The sequence below is a fragment of the Moorena sp. SIO3A2 genome, from assembly GCF_010672265.1.
GTDB classification, from domain to species: domain Bacteria; phylum Cyanobacteriota; class Cyanobacteriia; order Cyanobacteriales; family Coleofasciculaceae; genus Moorena; species Moorena producens.
The window spans coordinates 1-1,793 of sequence record NZ_JAAHHC010000119.1; the positions used below are offsets into that span (position 1 = coordinate 1).

Consider the following 1,793-nt stretch of genomic DNA (forward strand, 5'->3'; position numbering starts at 1 on the left):
AAGGCCTCAGCCGCGCCAAAGGCGATTAGCCCAAAGGGCTACGCTACGCGAACGCACTCCCTTCACACTTCGGACTTAAGCTTGAGTTGACTGCGAATGGACATGAATATGGCAGTGCTACTACTGGCAAACATCGATTTAGAGGAATGGTTTGCACAATTAACCGCAGAGTTGAAGAAACGCAAGGCCGGTCTAGATTTGCGAATCTGGCCTGAATCCGGGAAACTAGTGGGACTTAAACAAAAATCAACCCCAAATGAAGCCTAAACTGGCTTTATAAGCAGCAAACACCTGCCGATTGTGAGTCAGCCATATGTGCTTTGCACACGCTACGCGAACAAAGAAACGAAAAGACATAGCTGTACGAAAAGCCTCCAAGGCTTCTGTAAAAGTAGTCAAAGGTTTGTTAGCCCATCGCCTTCGTAATCCCCCAGTTAACTTATGCCAAAGAATAAAAGTGTAGGCACAAAATACTAGGATAAAATGGCGAAATAGACTTCTTTTATCCCTGACTTGGTATTCTTTCAACCCTAGCCAACCCTTTGCTTCCCGATAAAATACTTCCACCCAATTTCTTTGAGAGTAGGTCATTACTACCCACTGTTTTGTTACTTTATCTGAATCAACATTGGTGATCAAATAATCAATGTCTGTTGCTTCTTCCCAAGAACTAGCATTCATGACGATAGCCATTGTCCTTTCTCCTTCTAGACCAGATATCTGAGCCTTCACTGTTGCCACCCAAACGGTTTTCGATTTCTCTAAGTTGAGTTCAACTTCCTCAAACTCCTCTTTGGATAGGCTTTTCGCTAATTCGTCTATACGTATTTCTATCTCAATATTTAACTCATTTTTTATAATTAATTTCCGATTTTTTGCCACTCCTCCTAAATACTTTAGATTCCTTTCTTCCAGTTTCTTGAGAAAGGTTGTGTTATTGCCATACCCCGCATCAATTAGGACGATTCCCGGACGATATCCTCGGGCTAAACTCCGGTCAATTAACTCTATCCCTAAATCGGGCTTCTTCTTAAATTCTTCATCTTTATTTCCATTGGGTAAGGAAGTCGCGTGTTGATACAACTCTAGGTCTAATGGTAAGCTTTTTTTGCCATCGTAAAGATGGGTTGTTACTAAGACTATTCCATTGTCTGTCTTTCCGATTTCTCCGATATATTGCCTTCCCACTCCGTCAGTCAAGTTACCACTTTTTCTATGTCCTGAGTCGTCCAAAATCAATGCAAATCCCCGACTGATCCGAGGAAAGAGAACATTTGTTCATCAACTCTAAACGGCGTTCATTGATTTGACTCCCTGACCAAGGGGCATCGGTTAAGAAGCGATGCAGCGCGGTCTTGGGGGTTTCCCCCATGAGCGACTGCATCAAGACAATGGTGTAATCGGTTATAAACTACTCCAATCGCGTTATCAGCGATCTGTGTCAGGTTTTTTCTCTCACTTTCCCCTAATAATCCCCCAATGAGCGTGTCTAAACCCGGTTTTTTGAGCCTTCGTTTTGAAGCAATCATCGAAACGCTTGCACCATTTTTCAAAGCAAGGGGGCATCGCAGAGGGGCTAGTTTCTCTCATGGGGGCAATTTCGACGTGAAACGTTCTTCTATCATAGATTATACCCTAATTTTTGTATTTTTATCGTTTAAGTCCCACTAGATGAGATTGAGATTGTGCTGGCATGGTGGCCCCCACTGGGAGTGATGCAAAAATTGCCTAATCTGAAGCTGATTATATCCCTAGGAGCCAGCGTAGATCGGATTTTAGTAGACCCAGATCTG

At 43.1% G+C, this 1,793-nt stretch carries 1 protein-coding gene and 1 pseudogene; one reads left to right on the forward strand and one right to left on the reverse strand.

Annotated elements, in window-relative coordinates:
• Window positions 1-108: 108 nt before the first annotated feature.
• Window positions 109-267: a hypothetical protein gene (locus F6K64_RS37920; protein ID WP_008188134.1), complete on the forward strand. Its 159-nt coding sequence runs from the start codon at window positions 109-111 to the stop codon at window positions 265-267.
• Here the strand turns inward: F6K64_RS37920 and F6K64_RS37925 are convergent.
• A pseudogene (locus tag F6K64_RS37925) lies at window positions 247-1,590 on the reverse strand (IS701 family transposase). The gene F6K64_RS37920 and the pseudogene F6K64_RS37925 overlap by 21 nt on opposite strands.
• Window positions 1,591-1,793 lie beyond the last annotated feature (203 nt).

Excerpts from the sequence above, each read along its gene's own strand:
- F6K64_RS37920 (WP_008188134.1), top strand. The coding sequence starts at position 109 with ATGGCAGTGCTACTACTGGCAAACATCGATTTAGAGGAATGGTTTGCA.